The organism is Streptomyces sp. NPDC003038 (assembly GCF_040611115.1).
Classification (GTDB): Bacteria; Actinomycetota; Actinomycetes; order Streptomycetales; family Streptomycetaceae; genus Streptomyces.
This window is the reverse complement of the sequence record NZ_JBEXNN010000119.1, coordinates 1-1,381: the sequence shown is the minus strand read 5'-3', so window position 1 is coordinate 1,381 and position 1,381 is coordinate 1. Positions and strand designations below refer to the sequence as shown.

The 1,381-nt window shown below is 67.9% G+C and carries 1 protein-coding gene; it reads right to left on the bottom strand.

From position 1 onward, the window contains the following. Positions 1-24: 24 nt before the first annotated feature. The gene (locus ABZX75_RS34365; RefSeq protein WP_355418175.1) at positions 25-1,227 is read right to left on the bottom strand and encodes an IS110 family transposase; all 1,203 of its coding nucleotides are present in this window, start codon (positions 1,225-1,227) and stop codon (positions 25-27) included. Positions 1,228-1,381 lie beyond the last annotated feature (154 nt).

Sequence of the window (1,381 nt, the reverse complement as noted above, 5' to 3'; positions counted from 1 at the left end):
GGGGGGGTGCCCCTATGGGTTTGGTCAAGCTGTTGGGGCGGGTTGGGGTTCGTAGAAAGTGCCGTCGCGGAGCATCGCGAAGAGCACGTCGGCTCGTCGTCTGGCCAGGCAGAGGAGGGCTTGGGTGTGGTGCTTGCCCTGGTTGATCTTCTTTTCGTAGTAGGCCCGGGAGGCCGGGTCGGCCAGGGCTGCGAACGCGGACAGGAAGAAGGCACGTTTGAGCTGCTTGTTTCCTCGCCGGGACGGTTGCTCACCGCGGATCGACGAGCCCGAACTCCGAGTCGCGGGGGCGAGACCGGCATAGGCGGCGAGGTGGGCGGCGGACGGGAACCTGCTGCCGTCGCCGACGTCGATGAGGATCCTCGCTCCGGTCCTGACGCCGATCCCCGGCATCAAGGTCAGGACCTTCGAAAGAGGGTGGGCCTCCAGCAGTTCCTCGATGCGACCGGCCAGCATTTTGCGCTGGTCAAGGACAGAAGCGAGGGAACCGGCCAGCGTCGGGACGATCAACGCTGCCGCGTCCGTGCCGGGAACGACCACGGTCTGCTCGTCCAGCGCGGTGAAGATGTCCTCAACAAGCCGCTCGGCCATCCGCGGCGCCTTCGGCCGCAACAGGCTGATCAAGCGACGTCGTCCGGCCTTGCGGATCTGGGCTGGCGAGCCGAATCGCCCCAGTAGTTCCAGGACGGCCGGATGCTGGACGCGGGGACCCAGAACTCGCTCCAGGTGCGGGTGGATCTGCGTCAGCAGGCCGCGGAGCCGATTGCTGATCCGCGTTGCCTCGCCGGCCAGGTCGTCGTCGAACCCGACGAGCATCTCCAGCTCCGCTATCGTCTCGTCCTCGAGCTCGACCGTGCGCAAGGTGTGCGGCATGACGCGGGCCGCGTCGGCAATGACGAACGCGTCGCGGGCGTCGGTCTTGGCCTCGCCGGGATAGAGATCGGCGATCCGCCGCATCGTCAGCCCGGGCAGATAGGCGACGGGGCAGCCCATGTCCCGGGCCACCGCCAGCGGCAGAGCCCCGATGGAGGCGGGCTGGTCGACCACGACGAGCACGGTCCCGTGCTTGGCCTGCAGCTTGGCGAACACTTCCCGGAGCTTCGGCTCGCTGTTGGGCAGCCGCTTGTCGAACGCCTTCTTCCCGGCCGGCGTGACAGCGGTGGCGTGGTGTTCGCCCTTGCCGACGTCCAGGCCGAGGAAGGCGCCGATCTCGCTGAGGTCGATCACGTGCGTCCTCCGGTCGTTCCTGCCCGGCCGTCCCACGGCGCCGATCGCCACATCCACATTACGAAGAGCCTCCCGACCTGCGAAGAAGCCGGTGGTCATGCCCCTAATCAGCGGTCTGTCGATGCCTCCGGAGCTGGTGACACCACCCCCCCCC